The 15,399-nt window shown below is 68.4% G+C and carries 15 protein-coding genes and 1 pseudogene; 4 read left to right on the top strand and 12 right to left on the bottom strand.

Annotation, left to right across the window (positions count from 1 at the left end):
* The 3 genes from ACWD35_RS19845 to ACWD35_RS19855 all read left to right on the top strand — a co-directional run.
* Window positions 1–357 (top strand): hypothetical protein (locus tag ACWD35_RS19845; RefSeq protein ID WP_451352579.1); only part of this gene is annotated, 357 nt, incomplete at its 5' end.
* A 131-nt stretch (window positions 358–488) separates the two neighbouring features.
* A complete protein-coding gene (locus ACWD35_RS19850) occupies window positions 489–890 on the top strand; it encodes a cupredoxin domain-containing protein (protein WP_451352580.1) in 402 nt (133 codons plus the stop codon).
* Window positions 891–973: 83 nt separating this feature from the next.
* A complete protein-coding gene (locus ACWD35_RS19855; RefSeq protein ID WP_451352794.1) occupies window positions 974–1,237 on the top strand; it encodes an HAD family hydrolase in 264 nt (87 codons plus the stop codon).
* Here ACWD35_RS19855 and ACWD35_RS19860 read toward each other — a convergent pair.
* The 7 genes and pseudogenes from ACWD35_RS19860 to ACWD35_RS19890 all read right to left on the bottom strand — a co-directional run.
* Window positions 1,233–1,625: pseudogene (locus ACWD35_RS19860) on the bottom strand (NADP-dependent oxidoreductase); the annotation flags it as partial. The gene ACWD35_RS19855 and the pseudogene ACWD35_RS19860 sit on opposite strands and share 5 nt — an antisense overlap.
* 323 nt (window positions 1,626–1,948) lie before the next feature.
* Window positions 1,949–2,353: a hypothetical protein gene (locus ACWD35_RS19865; protein ID WP_451352581.1), complete on the bottom strand. Its 405-nt coding sequence runs from the start codon at window positions 2,351–2,353 to the stop codon at window positions 1,949–1,951.
* 40 nt (window positions 2,354–2,393) lie between these two features.
* Window positions 2,394–2,822, bottom strand: a complete 429-nt coding sequence (locus ACWD35_RS19870) for a septal ring lytic transglycosylase RlpA family protein (RefSeq protein ID WP_451352582.1) — start codon at window positions 2,820–2,822, stop codon at window positions 2,394–2,396.
* A 130-nt stretch (window positions 2,823–2,952) separates the two neighbouring features.
* Window positions 2,953–3,801: a glycoside hydrolase family protein gene (locus ACWD35_RS19875; protein ID WP_451352583.1), complete on the bottom strand. Its 849-nt coding sequence runs from the start codon at window positions 3,799–3,801 to the stop codon at window positions 2,953–2,955.
* Window positions 3,802–3,869: 68 nt separating this feature from the next.
* A complete protein-coding gene (locus ACWD35_RS19880) occupies window positions 3,870–4,694 on the bottom strand; it encodes a thaumatin family protein (RefSeq protein ID WP_451352584.1) in 825 nt (274 codons plus the stop codon).
* Window positions 4,695–4,887: 193 nt separating this feature from the next.
* Complete coding sequence (locus ACWD35_RS19885; RefSeq protein WP_451352795.1) at window positions 4,888–5,622, bottom strand: chitinase; 735 nt, start codon at window positions 5,620–5,622, stop codon at window positions 4,888–4,890.
* A gap of 486 nt (window positions 5,623–6,108) precedes the next feature.
* Entirely contained in the window at window positions 6,109–8,412 is a 2,304-nt protein-coding gene (locus ACWD35_RS19890) for an ATP-binding protein (protein WP_451352585.1), read from the bottom strand.
* 490 nt (window positions 8,413–8,902) lie between these two features.
* Between ACWD35_RS19890 and ACWD35_RS19895 the strand changes: the two genes are divergently transcribed.
* Entirely contained in the window at window positions 8,903–9,499 is a 597-nt protein-coding gene (locus ACWD35_RS19895; RefSeq protein WP_451352586.1) for a TetR/AcrR family transcriptional regulator, read from the top strand.
* 704 nt (window positions 9,500–10,203) lie between these two features.
* Here the strand turns inward: ACWD35_RS19895 and ACWD35_RS19900 are convergent.
* The 5 genes from ACWD35_RS19900 to ACWD35_RS19920 form a co-directional block, all read right to left on the bottom strand.
* On the bottom strand, window positions 10,204–11,097 hold the full coding sequence (locus tag ACWD35_RS19900) for a S1 family peptidase (RefSeq protein WP_451352587.1): 894 nt from the start codon (window positions 11,095–11,097) through the stop codon (window positions 10,204–10,206).
* 377 nt (window positions 11,098–11,474) lie between these two features.
* A complete protein-coding gene (dacB, locus tag ACWD35_RS19905) occupies window positions 11,475–12,842 on the bottom strand; it encodes a D-alanyl-D-alanine carboxypeptidase/D-alanyl-D-alanine endopeptidase (RefSeq protein WP_451352588.1) in 1,368 nt (455 codons plus the stop codon).
* A gap of 91 nt (window positions 12,843–12,933) precedes the next feature.
* The gene (locus ACWD35_RS19910; protein ID WP_451352589.1) at window positions 12,934–13,656 is read right to left on the bottom strand and encodes a L,D-transpeptidase; all 723 of its coding nucleotides are present in this window, start codon (window positions 13,654–13,656) and stop codon (window positions 12,934–12,936) included.
* The gene (locus ACWD35_RS19915) at window positions 13,649–14,155 is read right to left on the bottom strand and encodes a SigE family RNA polymerase sigma factor (RefSeq protein WP_451352590.1); all 507 of its coding nucleotides are present in this window, start codon (window positions 14,153–14,155) and stop codon (window positions 13,649–13,651) included. The genes ACWD35_RS19910 and ACWD35_RS19915 overlap by 8 nt, the downstream gene beginning before the upstream one ends.
* A gap of 61 nt (window positions 14,156–14,216) precedes the next feature.
* Window positions 14,217–15,230, bottom strand: coding sequence for a L,D-transpeptidase (locus tag ACWD35_RS19920; RefSeq protein ID WP_451352591.1), 1,014 nt, complete (start codon window positions 15,228–15,230; stop codon window positions 14,217–14,219).
* Window positions 15,231–15,399 lie beyond the last annotated feature (169 nt).

The raw sequence follows: 15,399 nt of genomic DNA on the forward strand, positions 1-15,399 counted from the left end.
AACTGCCACTGCTCGTCGGTGAGTTGCCTGCGCGTCACGATTGCCTTCCTACCGGATCCGCCTTCCCGACGGACCCGGATCGGCAAGATTGATCACGACATCACACAGGCCCTAGTACGTTCCGCGGACGGTCGGCCATCCAGGCACGGGCGCTCACATGACGAAGCCTTTGTCCGAACCGCCGAGGGCATCAGGCCGGAGCGCTGCCCCCTCTTCCAGATCTCCTTCCCGGGGGACGTCGGCGTCGCCGTGCTCATGCTGTGGGCGGACGCACCTTCAAGCTCGGTCATGGTCGCGCCTTCACCCTCCCCGCGCGCCGCTGCGCCCTGCGAGCGCCATGACCCGGCGATAAAATGAAGCTCCTGGCCGGGATGTTTCATCGCTTACTGGACGGCGGTACCTGAGCGGCGCTCAGCCACCGTCCCCGATGAACACCTTCCTCCGGCCCTCGCGGAACGAAAGCCGACCTACCAAGAAGGAGCCAGGCCATGTCGTCCGCCCATCACTGCCGACGCGCCGCAGCCCTCGTGGTCGCGACGGCCGCAGCCTTGTCGCTGGCAACCGCATACTCAAGCGCGAGTGAGAACTTCTTCTCGCCGACCTCCTCCAGCCTAGCCGCACCGTCGCCTGCCGCGGGCGCAGCACAGATCACCATGAAGAACTTCGCCTTCAGCCCGGCGACCCTGACTGTGCGGGCAGGCCAGAAGGTCACTGTCGTCAACGACGACTCCGCCGCGCACACCGTCACCGCGACGCAGGGCAAGGCGTTCGATACCGGACGGATCGCTGGCGGCAAGTCCGGCAGCTTCACGGCGCCGTCGAAGAAGGGCAGTTATTCCTTCATCTGCACGTACCACCCCAACATGAAGGGGACGCTGACGGTTCGCTGAGGCCCTTCTGGACGCACCGCAGATTCTGACGGGCGTGCGGCGGCAGAAGGACTGCCGCGCGGCGCCTGGGTCGAGCGGACCGCATCGCGACGGCGCCCCTTGCAGCACCGCGGCGCGAACACTTCGCTTCCCGCAGCGGCTTGGAAGCCGTCGCCGACGCGGTCAAGGACGACTCCGCCTCCGCCATCACCGCCCTCAGACAGCTCGGCCTGGACGTCGTCATCATCACCGGCGACAACACCCGCACGGCGAAAGCAATCGCCGCCCAGGTCGGAGTGGAACGTGTCCTGGCCGAGGTCCTCCCCGAGCACAAAGCCGACGAGATCCGAAGCCGAACGGTGCGTTGAGCAGGTGCACGCGGCTGGCGTCGCCACGGCTCAACGTCACCCCGTGCTTCTGCGCGCCACCGAAGTCGGTGACCGTCACGACGTGCTCCGGGCCGTCGGCGAGCTCGGGCAGCACCCCGCTCCCGGCGACGTCGAGTGCCGACGCCGTCGGGCGCAAGTACGCGAACCCCCGCTCGACGAGGCCCTCGCCGTGGGCGACGGGCTCGGCCCGCAGTGAGCGCAGCTACTCGTGGTTTGCCGGACTGGCGGTGCCGATCACGCGCGCGCCGTGCACCACGGCGAGCTGAACCGCGGCGGTGCCGACGCTTCCGGAAGCGCCGGGGAAGCCAAGCGACGGCGGGATCGACGCATAGTAGGCGAGCACTGCCAGTTCGGCCGGCAACCGGCCTTGATGCGTTCGGCGTTGGTCTGCTTGATGACTTCCGACCGCATCGGGTTCTCTCCCAAGTAGGGCAAGGCACCGCGGCCCAGCGGGTCGTTGTCGGGGAGCCGGACCTTTGCCCGGGCAGCCGGGGTGTTCAGGCGGTACGAACTCCCAGGGCGGAACGGTGCGTGGGCGGTACTCGGCGCGGTCGCCGTCTTCCGCGGCCGCGCCGAGTGGTTTTCCGTGCGAGCCGGACCAAACCTGCGGTTCGCCGGGTGTTGCGGGTGGCGCATCACATGCTGGGCGTGCCAGGGATCGAGGACCGTCGGCCAGGCACCCGTCGGTCGTCAAAGGGGCTTGATGACAACCTTCTTGAGGAACGCGTAACCCGGGAACCTGAAGACTTGGCCTTCACGGTTGAGGTCCTTGTCCTTCTGCTCGCCCATCGCGGTGACGTAGGTGACGGTCACCTGCATGAGCTTGCCGTCGGCGGGCTTGAGGTTGATCGCTTCGAACGGGGTCAGGTTCTGGACGTCCGTCGTGGTGCCCTGGCCGGTGAAGCAGAGTCCCTCGTCACCGGTCTGGAGCCGGACGAAGAGGTGGCTCCCGGGAGTGGTGTGGTGCACGTCGCAGCGGTGGATGACGGGGGCCGCGGGAGCGGCCGTCCCGGCGGGGGCGGCGAGAGAGACAAGTCCGAAGCCGACCGCGAGTGTGGCCAGTCCGACTACCGTCTTCTGCCCGATGGTGGTCATGAGGCTCTCCTTCTGGTGGCAGTGGATCGAGAGCCCGGGATCAGTTCAGGACCTTCTGGTGGACCACGATGTGGCCGGCGTCGGGGTTGAGGCTGCCGCCGAGCCGGCTGAAGACACCGTCGGTCAGGTCGAGGCACTTCGGTTCCTGCGGCGTCTGCTGGAAGGTGCCGCGGTCGTTGATGCGCACGACGAGGGACTTGCCGTTCGCGACGTTGGTCACCTTCACGCGGGTCCCGAACGGCAGTTGCGGATTGCGTGTCAGCGAGGTCGCCGCGGTGTTCTTGTTGTTGTCGAAGATCTCGCCGCTGGCCGTGAGGGCTCCAGGGGGCATGGGACCGTAGTGCGTCGCCCAGCAGGCCCCTGCCTGCGGGGCCCTGGGCGTGGCCGAACTCGCCGGGGAGAGCCCCAGTATGGCGGTCAGCGCGACGGCTCCCGTGGCCAGTGGGACGTAGAGCTTTCGCTTGCTCATGCTCGTTCCTCGTTTCATGTGGTGTCGTTTCACGGCGTGGTGGATCGGTGAAGGGAGCGATGTGCTCCGTGTCCGTGGCGGCATGCGTGATCCGACAAGGCTGTTGCCGGATGGAGGGTGGGGCTGTTTCTCAGCCGGCCGCGCGATAGGCGGCGCCCACCTCGTTGGCCGTCGCACCGTTGTAGAGTCCGGTGCCGTCACCGTGGCTGGTGGAGAGGGTGAACCATGCATACCGTTCGACGAACGGCAGCCCCTGCAGCATGGCGGTCGACTGCTTCACGAACGCGGCCTGCTGCGCCTGTGTCGGATACCTCGGGGTGCCGGTGGAGAAGTCGATCAGTGCGTACTCGGTGAGCCAGATCGGCTTCCTGTAGCGGTTGTGGGTGGCCTGGAGGTAGTTCCGCAGCTGGGCTGTCGCATGCGTGGCGTCGAAGTCCCCGCCGTACCAGTGCAGGGGAATGAAGTCGACCTTGCAGTGACGGCTGGCGGCGCCCTTCATGAAGCGGTCGAGCCAGCCGTCTGCGACGTCGGCGCCGGTGGCGACAGCGGGCGCTCCGAGCCGCATGCCGGTCGACTGCAGCCGGGGCCACAGATCGAGCGCCTGCGGCACAGTCATGTTGGCCTGTCCCGGCATATCGGGTTCGTTGAACCCGAGCAGGGTCTTGCCCTGCTGTTCGGCCTGGCCGAGTTCCACATCGGTCACCGAGCCTTTGCCCCAGATCATGGGCACGAATTCGACCCCGGACGGGGGCGTGATCTGCTGCTTGCCCGAGGACCAGGTGTAGAACCAACCGGCTTTCGAGTCGGCGAGCGCGTTGGTGACGCCGGTGAAGTTCCAGGCGCTGATGCCCTTCTTCTTCACCGTGGCGGAGGACGCGTTCACCGCGTTGGTGGGCGTGCCGGCGTGATTGCCGAACGCGAGTAGGGCCAGAGCCGCCAGAATCACGGCGAGACCACGTAAGTTGGGCGTTTTTCGCATGGCTTCTTCCTTTTCATCCGGCCGTTCGTCAAGACGCGTTCACGGCCAGGGGGCCGCGTGTTCTGCGGTCACGAGGCGCGGTGGAAGGTCACGAGGAAGCCGCTGCACTTGCTGCACTGCCGCATCACCTGGTTGCCCGGCTCCTGGTCCTGCCGGGACCACCCATAGGCTTTCGGGCAGTGGGAGGCGATCATGTCGCTATAGGCGGTCTTGGCATCCCGGTTGGGGTTGGTGCACAGCATCGGCTTGCCGTCCGCCCAGCGCGTCAGATTGCCCGCGGGGCAGTTCGGCAGCAGGTTGTTCGCGCAGCCCACCGTGTCGCACCCGCCACCGCCGGGGCGCACGTTCTGGGGGGCGATCGTGATCGGCACCGAGAACGCGTTCACGTAGCTCACGTCGTACCAGGGAGCGACAGCGTCCTTGGAGTCGAAGTTGAACTCCGCGAGGCTGGCGGGCTGTTCTCCGGTGTCCTTGGCGCAATGGTCGGCGAACTCGCCGCAGTCCCCGACCGCACAGTGGAAGTTGCTGCCCGGTTTCCCGGTACATCCCATGCGTGCGAAGAACTTTCCGCGCCAGTGGCCGGGCGCCGTCGTCTCGGGAATGGTCACCGTCGCCGACTGGCCGGGCTCCAGGATCGGCAGCTTGTCGAAGTTCTTCGACCTGTCGGCGTTGACAGCGCTGCCGATCCAGATCTTCCTGCCGGTGCTGTTGACGAACGTGACCGTGTGGTCGATCGCCGCCGCGGCAGCCGGTGCGGCGGAGCGTGGAGCAACCGCACCCGCGCCCGTACTCGGTGTGGCCACCAACAGCGCCGCTGCGATCGCGGCGACCAGCGCGGTCACGAGGGTTGTCAGGGAAGGTCGCAGGGGGATTTTCAGAGGTGTTCTGCGCATGATTCCTCGCCGGATGACGTCAACGAGCGGGTTCTGAACGGCGCGAGAAGGCGACCGCAGCAAGGCGGAGGGGGGAGGCCGGTTGTGTGCCGGCCTCCTGGGGCCAAGGGTGTCGCCTGCCGGCCGGGCACCACGGTGGGTGCGACAGCGTGCGATGCGGCGTGGTGGTGACGGACCGCCGCCACCGTCGCGATCAGCAGGTCAGCTTGTCTCCGGGGGTGACATTCAGGGTCTGCGTGAACTGCCGGTAGAGGTTGACACGGTCCTGCATCTCGGCGGGGTTCTGGCCGTTGCACTCCAGCGCGCCGTTGATGCTGCGGATCGTCTCACCGAATCCGGCACCGCTGACCATCGCCTTGTGCGGCGTCATGGAGCCGGGACCCGACTGAGTGGTCCAGTACCACAGCGCGGTCTTCCACGAGATCGTGGCGTCGGTCTCCACGAGGTTCGGGTTGTGCAGCAGGTCGATGCCCAACGCGTCACCCGCTGCCTTGTAGTTGAAGTTCCAGCTCAGCTGCATCGGTCCGCGGCCGTAGTAGGCCGCCTGGCCGGCCGGGCAGCCGTACGGCTGGCTCGCGTCGCAGTAGTGCGGGTAGTTGGCGGGGTTCTGCTCCTTTGTGTACCGCAGGCCGCCGGTCTCGTGGCTGACGTTCGCCAGGAAGGCAGCCGCCTCCTGCTTCTTGACCGTGTCGCTGCCCGTGTGGGCGAAAGCCGGGAAGGAGTTCATCGCGTTGCGCAGCCCGGCATAGGTGTAGAAGGGGTTCTTGTTCGGGAACATGTGCTGGAACTGGGCTTGGCTCACGACAAAGTTGGCCGAGGCCGCCGCGGGCTTTGCGGTCACGGCTGTGGCAGAAGTGGCGGGAAGGACAACCGTCGATGCGGCGGCCACCACGGCTGCGGCGACCACGGCCATACGCGTAGCGGACATGACAATACGCACGGAGAACTCCTCGAAGGGTGCCTGGATGGGGAGGACGATCCGCTTCCGGTGCGACCACCGCCGCACGCCCGCAATCGCACGGACAAGGGCGGCGTCGAATCAGCAGGCGGGTCTCTTCCTTCGGTCACCGCCACGGGATCGAACTGCGCATACAAGAATCCTCATCCTGGAGGGCCGCCACATCGGCAATGCCCACCGTTACGCCGACGTGACGCGGACACCGGTCCGTGGCGTAGGACGGCGGCTTGGGACCGTAGAGCTAGACACGAGGCGTCGGCGGATCGCGGCCTCGCGGCCTTGGCGTCAGCCACAGCGGCAACAGCACGGCGTACGAGCGCACAAAAAGGCGCCGCCAGGGGCCACTCATCTCCCCTGGCGGCGCTGGCCGCCGTGCTTTCCTCACCCGGCGGCTCGGATGCGGCTCCGGTTCGTCAACGGCGAATCAGCGGACGTGGCCCCCGGTGACGAACACCGTTACACCACGGACCCGGCTCCGGCCCCTTCTTCGGTGCGTGTGGTCACGGCCTGCGCCCGCCGTGCGGACCATGCGGCGACATGGGTACGGGAACGCAGTCCGAGTGTGGCGCGGACGTTGCGGACGTGGGTCTCGACGGTGCGAACCGACAGAAACAACCGGGCCGCTATCTGTCGATTGGTGAGTCCGGCAGCCACCAGGTCGATCACTTCCCGTTCGCGCGGGCTGAGCGGGTCGTCCCCACCGGGTGCCGTTGCCGGCTGTCCGTCCCGTGCGTAGTCCACGATCTGTCGTGGACCCAGCCGGCGCCCTGCCGCAAGCGCACCCTCGGCCCGTGCCTTGGGCAGCGCCCTCAGCGCTGTGGCCGCCGCCTCCTCCACCTGCGCTCGGAACCAGGGAGGCAGTACGAGGGCCGCGGACACGTCGTACCTTTCGACGGCCGCGAACAGCCGCAGCGCCCGCTCGAACCGACCGCCCCGTGCCGCACTGACAGCCAGGCCCCAGAGCGCGGGACCGGCTGCGCCCAGGTGAGCCGCGTCGCTCACCTGGTCCGTGTCTCCCAGCGCCTCGGCGAAGTACGCCTCCGCCGCAGCGCAGTCGTCCCGTTCCAGGGCAAGGACGCCGGCCGTGTGCAGGAGCACTCGTAGCAGGACCGGATTGGCCTCGCCCCGCAGGATCGGGAGGGCTTGGTCAACCAGCCGCACCGCCTGGACCGTATCGCCGCCGCCAAGCAACTGCCAGGCGAGGAGGATCAGGCAGAACGCGGTCATGACGCGATCGCCGACCCGGTGGCTGATCTCCAAACACTCCTCGAGATCGGCCCTCGAACTCTGGTCGCCGTGTTGCGTCCGGGCCAGGCTCAGCACCAGCAGCATGCGGCAGATCAGATGATCGCGGCGCTGCGGGCGCCGGCGCTCGAGCGTCACTGCCCGCAGCGCAAGCTGTACCGCTTCGCCGGCGTTCCCCTCCCACGCGATGAGCAGCGCCTGCATGCACAGAGCGATGCTGCGGTCGTCCGCTCCCGGATCCGTACGGTCCAACGCCCCGGCCAGCATCGTGCGGGACTCCGCCCCGCACCCCCGGTTGATGTCCACGAGGGCCAGTGCCCCGGCGAGGAGGAGCTGGCGTGGGTCGCTGCCCACGCTCAACCACTGCAGCAGAGACGTGAGGTTGTCGCGTTCCTCGTCCAGCCGCCGGCAGGTCTCGGCAGGCGTGAGCGCTGCCTCCCGGAACGGGCGCGCGAGTTCCGCCAGCCAGTCGACGAGACGGTCGTAGGCCCGTATCTCCTCGCCCTCGGCACGGAGCCGTTCGTGCCCGTAACACCGGATCGACTCCAACATCCGGAACCGGGCGGAACCCGCCCCGTCGGCACCGGGGACGATGAGGGACTTGGCTTCAAGGCCGGCCAGCAGCTGCGGCACGGCCGACGGGGGTATGTCATGGTCCGCGGCGACGGCCGCGGCGGCATCCGTCCCGAACCCGCCCGGCAACAGCGACAGTGACCGGAACAGCGACCGCTCCTGAGGCGTCAGCAGGTCATAGCTCCATTCGATGGCCGAGCGAAGACTCTGGTGACGTCGATCCGCCGTACGCCATCCGCATGTCAGGAGGGAAAAGCGGTCGTCCAGCCGATGGTGGATCTCGCCCGGCGGAAAGGCCCGCACGAGACCGGCCGCCAGCTCAAGCGCCAGCGGCAGCCCGTCGAGCCCGGCGCACAACGCGACGACGTGTACGGCGTTGTCCGCGGTGAGCTGGAATCCGCAGGAGACGGCCTGCGCCCGGTGGACGAAGAGCTGGACGGCGTCCGAGCGCAGCAAGCCGGCGAGCGATCCGGCGCCATCGGGATCCGGCAGGGAGAGACCGCCCACCGAGTACACCGTTTCGCCCGGCAATCGTAATGGTTCGCGACTGGTGGCCACGACGCGCAGGCCCGGATGGCGAGGGAGTAACGCGCTGAGGGCCAGCCCGCAGTCGTCGAGCACATGCTCACAATTGTCGAGCACCAGAAGCCGATCGCGGTCGGAGCCCGTCCCGCTCCGTGCCCCCACCATTGGGGCACGCGCTTCCCTGGTTCCCACGAGCGCTTCGGTGATCCGCTGCCGCGCTTGCTCACCCGTGGCCGCCGACGCCAGTTCGACAAGGCTGACTTCACAGCGTCCGCCGCGCTGTTCAAGGGCAGCCAACTCCACCGCCAGACGTGTCTTGCCCACACCCCCGGGCCCTGTCAGGGTCAGCAGTCGTGTGGCGCGCACCAGCCGCTTCAGCTCCACCAGCTCATCGGTCCGGCCGATGAAACTGCTCAAACGGGCTGTTCCGGTCGCAGTCGAAGCACTCATTCCATCGTCCTTGAGCCGCTGACGGTAGGCGCGCTGACGGCAGGCGTTCGAGCAGTATCGTGGACGCTTCTTCCCGGCCCTGATGTCATCTTGGGAGCCTCGGCGAATCGGTCTGCCGCACATATCGCAAGAAAACGCGGGTGATTCAAGCCGAATCCCTTGAGAATCCCTGTCGCGCTGCACCTGATACTCCTTTCGCGAGTCGGGTGATAGGGCAAGGCATTGGTGGCGGCCGGAAAATCGTTGCGGTCCCTCGGCGGCTCTCGGTCAACAACTCGGATGAGCGAACCCCGGCACTCGTTGCTGTTGGATCTCTGGCGGGGCAACGGATGGAGGACGGCGTCATCTCGACGGCCGGCGGCACGAGTGAAGCACAGCAGCTGACGGTTCTTCAACCACTGAAGTTTTTAAGCCACTTAAGATTTTGCGTCGCTATGGAACCTGCTAGGTTCGATGTGTGACCGAACCGAACCGTTCAGCGCCCGGCCTGCGGCAGCGCAAGAAGGCCCGCAGCCGCCGGGCACTGGCCGACGCGGCCTTGCGGCTGTTCCTCGAACGCGGCTACGACGCGGTCACCGTGGCGGAGATCGCCGAGGCCGCCGAGGTCTCGGTGCCGACCCTGTTCTCCTACTTCCGCAGCAAGGAAGCGCTGCTCTTCGACCGGGAGCCGGAGATCGCCGCCGGCCTCGTTGCCGCGGTCGGTCAGCGCTCTCCTGGCCGGGACGTGCTCGACGCGGTGCAGGAGTACCTGGTGTCACTGCTTACAGGGGATCCGCGGGAGCGGGAACAGTTCGAGGCGTTCCTCGCCCTCGTGCACGGCACCCCGGCACTGCGCGTCCACTGGCAGCAGATGTGGCTACGGCACGCGGACACCCTGGCCGACGCGCTCGCGGCCGACCGTGGCCTGGAGACTCCCGACCTACGGATCCGCGCAGTGGCCCGATTCATCATCGACGCAATGATGCTCGTCGCACTCGAACCGGATCCGCCAGCAGCGCTGGCCGACCTGCTTACCTTGCTGCGCTCCGGGCTGGACGCCACCGGCCTGCCCTGATCGACCGCCGACCTGCCGGTCACCCGGGGAGTCTTGGAGCGCCTGCAGTCATGACGGACCTCCAGCCCCTCAAGCGGTCCTCTCGGTGGTGCCGGTTTCCGCTCAGGACGCGACGTCCCTCATCGTGCTGCGCGTCCTGCTCGGTGTTCGGATGGGGGGCGAACCGGCCTTGGTGGACCCGCACTTGACCGAGCTGATGCCCGCGGCCCGGCACGGCCGTATGCTCGCCCGTGCCCATGCCTTCGGGATGCTCGCCGTTTCCCGGTGGGGGCTGTTGATGCCGTCCTGGCCATGGAGGGCGCCGGGAGCACACCGCTCATCGGCTGGGGCGTGCCGCCGGCGGCACGGCGGCTGCGGTGCTGAACGGCACCTTCATCCAGGGCTTCGAACTCGACGACTACTTCCGCCGTGCGCCGCTGCACAGCGCGTCCCGGGCAATGTCTCCGGGGCCGTCACAGATGCTCTCGCGCGGCCGGCACTCGGGATCCGTGTTCGGCACCCATGCCGCGGCAGCCGCCTGCGGAGCACTGCGCGGACTGGATCCGGCCCCTTCGCGGCGCCGAAGCGTGCGAAGCCTGCGCCCGCGGCGAGGGCAGGATTCGAACTTGCCTGGACCTTCGGAGCTGAGGTGATCCGTGGCCCGGCTTCTGCGGATGCCCTGTTCACCTGGGGATCTTGCGAGAACAGGGCATCCTTTCACCAGATCAGCGGCCGAGCAGTTGCTTCACCTTCCTGCCCTTGGCGGACTCGCCCAGCGTGTCCCACAGCTTGGCCGAACCGGTGTATGTGTACACGCCCGGAGCCCCCTGTGCCGCGCAGCCGTCGCCGTACGACACGATCCCTGTCTGGTAGACCCCGCGGCGGCCCGGCAGCTTCCGGAACATCGGTCCACCACTGTCACCCTGGCAGGAGTCCTTGCCTTCGACGCCCGCGCAGACGTTGACCTTCTTGTCGTAGCTCGAGTAGGACGCCTTGCACTCGATGTGCGACACGATCGGGACGTTCACCGCTCGCAGCCGGTCCGGATAGTTGGGCACCTCCGTGTCGGTGTTGCCCCAGCCGATGACCGTGGCCTTGGCGCCCGGGCGGATGAGTGCGTCCGTGCCCACGGTCGGCAGGTTGACCGGTGCGGTACCGGTGACCGGCTTGTCCAGCATCAGGAACGCGATGTCGTACGCCTCCTGGCCCCTGGCGTACCGGGGGTGGACGACGATGTCGGTGACGTTGCGCAGGTGGCCCTGGTTCTTCTTGGACAGCACGGTACGGCCGACGACCGTTTCGAGCTGCTTGGGCTGCTCATCGACGACGCAGTGCGCGGCCGTCATGACGACGTTCGGGGCCAGCAGGCTGCCGCCGCAGAACTGCCGGTCGAGCGGGTTGCCCCGGCCCTTGGACAGCAGCGCCGCCATGAACGGATACGCGCCGACGGGCTTCTCGGTGCCGCCGATGATGGGACTGTCCGGGCGGCCGGGGTGCGTCGGTGTCGCCGCGCCGGCCGTCCCGGTGGACGCGCCGACGAGTCCGAGCACCGCACCGGTGGCGATCGCGACGGAGGCGATCCGCCGGGTGGCGGTTCTGTGAGCGGTGGAAAGACGCATGGGGGGTGTCTCCAATCTCCGAAGAGCCACCACGACGGAGACTCCCGAGGCGCTCGACCGGGCCAAGCGACGCGGAGCTCACCCGTCGGCGGTGGCATACCGCCCTGTCAGAGGGGATCCTGCAGAGGGAGGTTCCCGAAGGTGCTCGACGGTGCAAAGGGGGTGCCGCGCTCGTCGATGCGTGCTGTACGTGGCAGCACTGCGCAGGTGCCGATGCCGACGAAACGAGCCGGTAGCCGCGGACACACCGCTTCCTTGCAGACCTTTCAGGCGACCCGAGCGCTGCCCGCCATGCAAACGGTCACCAACGGGCTGGGCTCCACGGGGATCTGGCGACAGTTGAATACCAGAGCTCCTCAGTGCCGAGGCTGAATCCCTTACGCGTAGCAGCCGTTGACGGTCGCCGCGAGGTCGTCCATCGCGTCCTTGATGGCGTTCGGGTCGGCCGTGGCGCCGTTCTCGACGAAGGAGAACACCTTCCACTTGCCGTCCTTGCCCTGAGTCAGACCGCTCAGCGAGATGGCGCCGGTGAGGGTGCCGGTCTTCGCATGCACCTTGCCCACCGCGCACTTGGAGTTGGCGTCGTCGAAGCGGCCGTACTCCGGGCCGAGCGTGCTGCGGGCCTCGCCGGAGACGGGCAGGCCGTCGAGGACGGAGCCGAGGGTGTGCGCGTAGCGGGGCTGTGCCGGCAGTTCGAGGATCTGCGCGAGGGTGGTGGCCGGGATGCGGTCGGCCCGGGACAGGCCGCTGCCATCGTAGAGCTGGAAGTTGTCGAGCGAAACGCCGTACACCCGGCTCAGCACGTGGCGCACGACCTTGGTGCCGCCCTCAAAGGTGGCCGGGCGGCCAGCGCCAAGGGCGGTCATCCGCAGCAGGGTCTCGGCGATGTTGTTGTCGCTGTGCTTGAGCATGGTGTGGACGATGTCCGACAGCGGCGCCGACTTGTGCTGGGCCACCGGAACGTCCGTCGAGCGTGCGGTGGCGCGGGTGACGTGACCGGTGACCGTTACGCCGTCCGCGGCGAGTTGTTCGGCGAAGACCTGCCCGGCGTCGATGGAGGTGTCCTGGACGCCGTGCCCGTCGACGACCAGCGCGCGGACCGGGGCGACGGTGTCGGGGTAGTAGCCGTCGTTCCAGCCCTTGGCCAGGGTCGGCTCCGGGAACAGGCTGTCGTCGACGGTGACCTTCACGGTGGTCCGGCCCGCGGCCTTGAGTCCGGCGATCGCGGTCTTCGCCAACTCTGCGAGGTCGGCGGTGGTCAGGGTACGGTCGCCGCCACCGACGAGGGTCAGGGTGCCGTGGCCGTAGACGACCTTCGTGGTGAACCGGTGCTTCGGCCCGAGCACGGTCAGGGCGGCGGTCGCAGTGGCGAGCTTGGCGTTGGACGCCGGCATCAGCGCGGTGGAGGCGTTGTGGCCCCATACGGTGGTGTTCGAGTCGGCGTTGAGGACCACGCCGCTCACGTTCGAGCCCAGCCGCTGATCGAGTACCCGGGTCTCCAGGTTCTTGGCCATCTGCTGGTCGTCGGTGTCCAGGTCATGGGACTTGGCCGTCGTGACGACATCCTTTTGGGCGGCGAAGGCGGACGGACCCGCCAGGGCGGCGGACGCCGCGGGCACGGCCATGGCGAGGACGAGGGCCCGGCGAAATCCGGTTCCCGCGCCATTCTGTCTGGGCTTGCGGTGCCGGCGCCGGTCACCCGGAAGGAAGACGTTCTCGGGTGCCCTGGCAGCTATTTTGGTCATCGAGGTTCGAAGCTTTCAGGAATGGGGGCCTTGGATAAGGGAAAGCCAAATGCGCTGCATCACGTGCCCGCGCCACGCTGCTGGTTCGGCCTCAGCGGTCGCCAGTGACCGGTAGGCGGTCGTAGCACACGGAGTCCGGGTCCGCGCTCGCGGCCTGTCGGCCCTTGATCTCCACTCGCGCGCCGGGCTTGATGGCGTCGTACACCCATTTCCCGGCCTCGGGCGCCAGGGCGATGGAGCCGGGGCTGGAGTTGTGGCCGATGCTGTTGAGACCGGCGGAGGGGTCCAGCGCCCACATCAGCAGCCGCTCGTGGTGACGGCGGTCGGTGAAGGTGACCGCCCACTGCCTGACGTCCACATATTTGGTCAACTTGCTGTACTTGTTGGGGGGCATTGTCAGGGTGGGGTACTTGGCGGTGACCGTGACCGCCCTCTCGCCGATCGGGCAGTTGTCCCACATCCCGCTGATGGGGAACCTCCTGCCCCTCATGGTCAGCGTGTAGGCGTCCAGGTCGATCGTCACCCGCTGGACCGGCGCCGGGGACGGGGCCGGTGTGGGGGTGTGGGACACGGACGCCGCAGGGGGTGCGGTCGCCCCGGTGACGGAGCCGAGGGCGCCGGAGGTGACGGCGGTGAGGGCCGCCGCCGCCAGCGCGCCGGCGGAGAGCACAACGCGCTTGCCGCGGCGGCGGCGTTGCGCCCGGCTCCTCGCCTGTGCCCCCGTGGCCGGTGCCGCGCCCTGCGCGGCCAGGCCACGGAGCCGGGCCGACAGCTCCGTCTCGGTCAGGGGATGCGGTGGCAGCTGGTCAGACACAGGCTTCCTCCGTGGAGTGGATTTCCTCGCTCACCAGGTGAGCGGCGAGTGCCGAACGGCCGCGTGACAGGCGTGCCTTGATGGTGCCGACGGCCGCACCGGTCTCGGCGGCTATCTGCTCCACACTCAGATCGCACAGGTGATGGAGCACGATCGCGGTCCGCTGAGCCTCCGGCAGGCGCCGCAGCGCGGCGACCAACGCCACATGGTCCGGACTCGGTTCGGGCGCCGCCTGCGGCACGGACTCGCCCCGCACCAGCTCCCACCAGCGGCGTGCCCGCCGCCAGTGGCCCATCGCCAGGCGGTGTGCCACCGTGCGGATCCACGCCTCGGGATCCCGGTCGCCGCTCAGCACGGACGAACGCCGCTCCCAGGCGCGTGCGAACGCCTCCTGGACCACGTCCTGGGCTTCGGCGTAGTCGCCCGTCAGGGCGTACAGCTGACCGACCAGACGCGGGCAGGCAGCCATGTAGAAGAGGTCGAACTCGTCCTCGGTCACCTTGTCGTGCTCTCTTCTTACGGCGCGCAGCGCGTGCCGCGCAGGGCCGGTGCGATGGGGGTCATGCGGTCGTGGCGGCGCCGGCCTCGCTGTGCGCGAGCCACTGCTTCCAGGTCAGGTTCCAGTCGCCGTAGCCGTTGCCGGCGGCGACGGTGTCCTTGTCGGCCCCGGTGACCGTGACGACGTCACCGACCCGTACCTGGTCGTAGAAACGCTGGGCGGTGCCGTCGGAGGCGAGGCCGACACAGCCGTGGGTGACGTTACGGTGTCCGGCCTCGGTGTCCGCCCGCGGGTTCTGGTGCACGTACGTCCCCGACGTCGTCAGGTGCACGGCCCAGAAGTAGTCGCCGCGGTACTCGTTCCCGAGGCCCACGGTGCGGGAGTCCATGAGCACCTTGCGCTGCTTGTCCATGACGACCATCGTCCCGTTCCAGGTATCCGTCCCCGGTGCCCCTGTGGTGACCGGGATACGCCGCGCCGTACCGCCGGTACGGACGGTCATCATGTGCGTCTTCGCGTCGACCGTGGCCACCAGCGACCGGCCGATGGTGAAGTGACGGGCGCCGTGCGAGCCGACACGGAGAGAGACCCGGGTGCCGGACTGCCAGTAGGCGGTGCTGGGGCGGAAGTCGACACGCTGCCCGTCCGGGAGGCTGCTGTCCTTCACCCAGCTCCACGCCCCCCTCGTGCCCGACGAGGTCTGTACGCGCAGCCAGCTCTCCACACCCTTGCGTTCGTCGACGGGGACCGGCCGGGAGAAGGTGACGGATATCGGCATGCCTACACCCACCGTCTGCCCGTCGGATATGTTCACCCGCGCCTGCGCAAGCACGGCGGGCTCCGGCACCGACGGAACCGGGTGTGCGCTGGACGCTCTGCCCGCGCCGTCGTTGTCCCTGCCCGCGGCCTTTTCGGCCGCCGCGGCGGAGGTCCGGGCACCCGGCGTGTCAGGGGCCGCCCTGACGCCGGTACCCGCGTCCGCGGAACAACCGACGGCCGAGAACAGGGCCGCACAGGCCACGACAACAGCGCCGAAACGGCCGGCGGTCCGACCGGCCGAACGGTCCACGTACATGTAATCCCCCCGGATGAAGTGCGGTATCGCCTCTAATACGCACGGGCTCGGAGGCAGGTTGCATCGGAGTGAAACCTTTTTGCCGGGCAGCTGGCCGCGTGGAGTGCCCGGCTTGCGCGAGTGCGTTCAGCATCGCGGACGCGTACACCAGCGTGAACTGAGCCAAACC

The organism is Streptomyces sp. NPDC002671, from assembly GCF_053592475.1.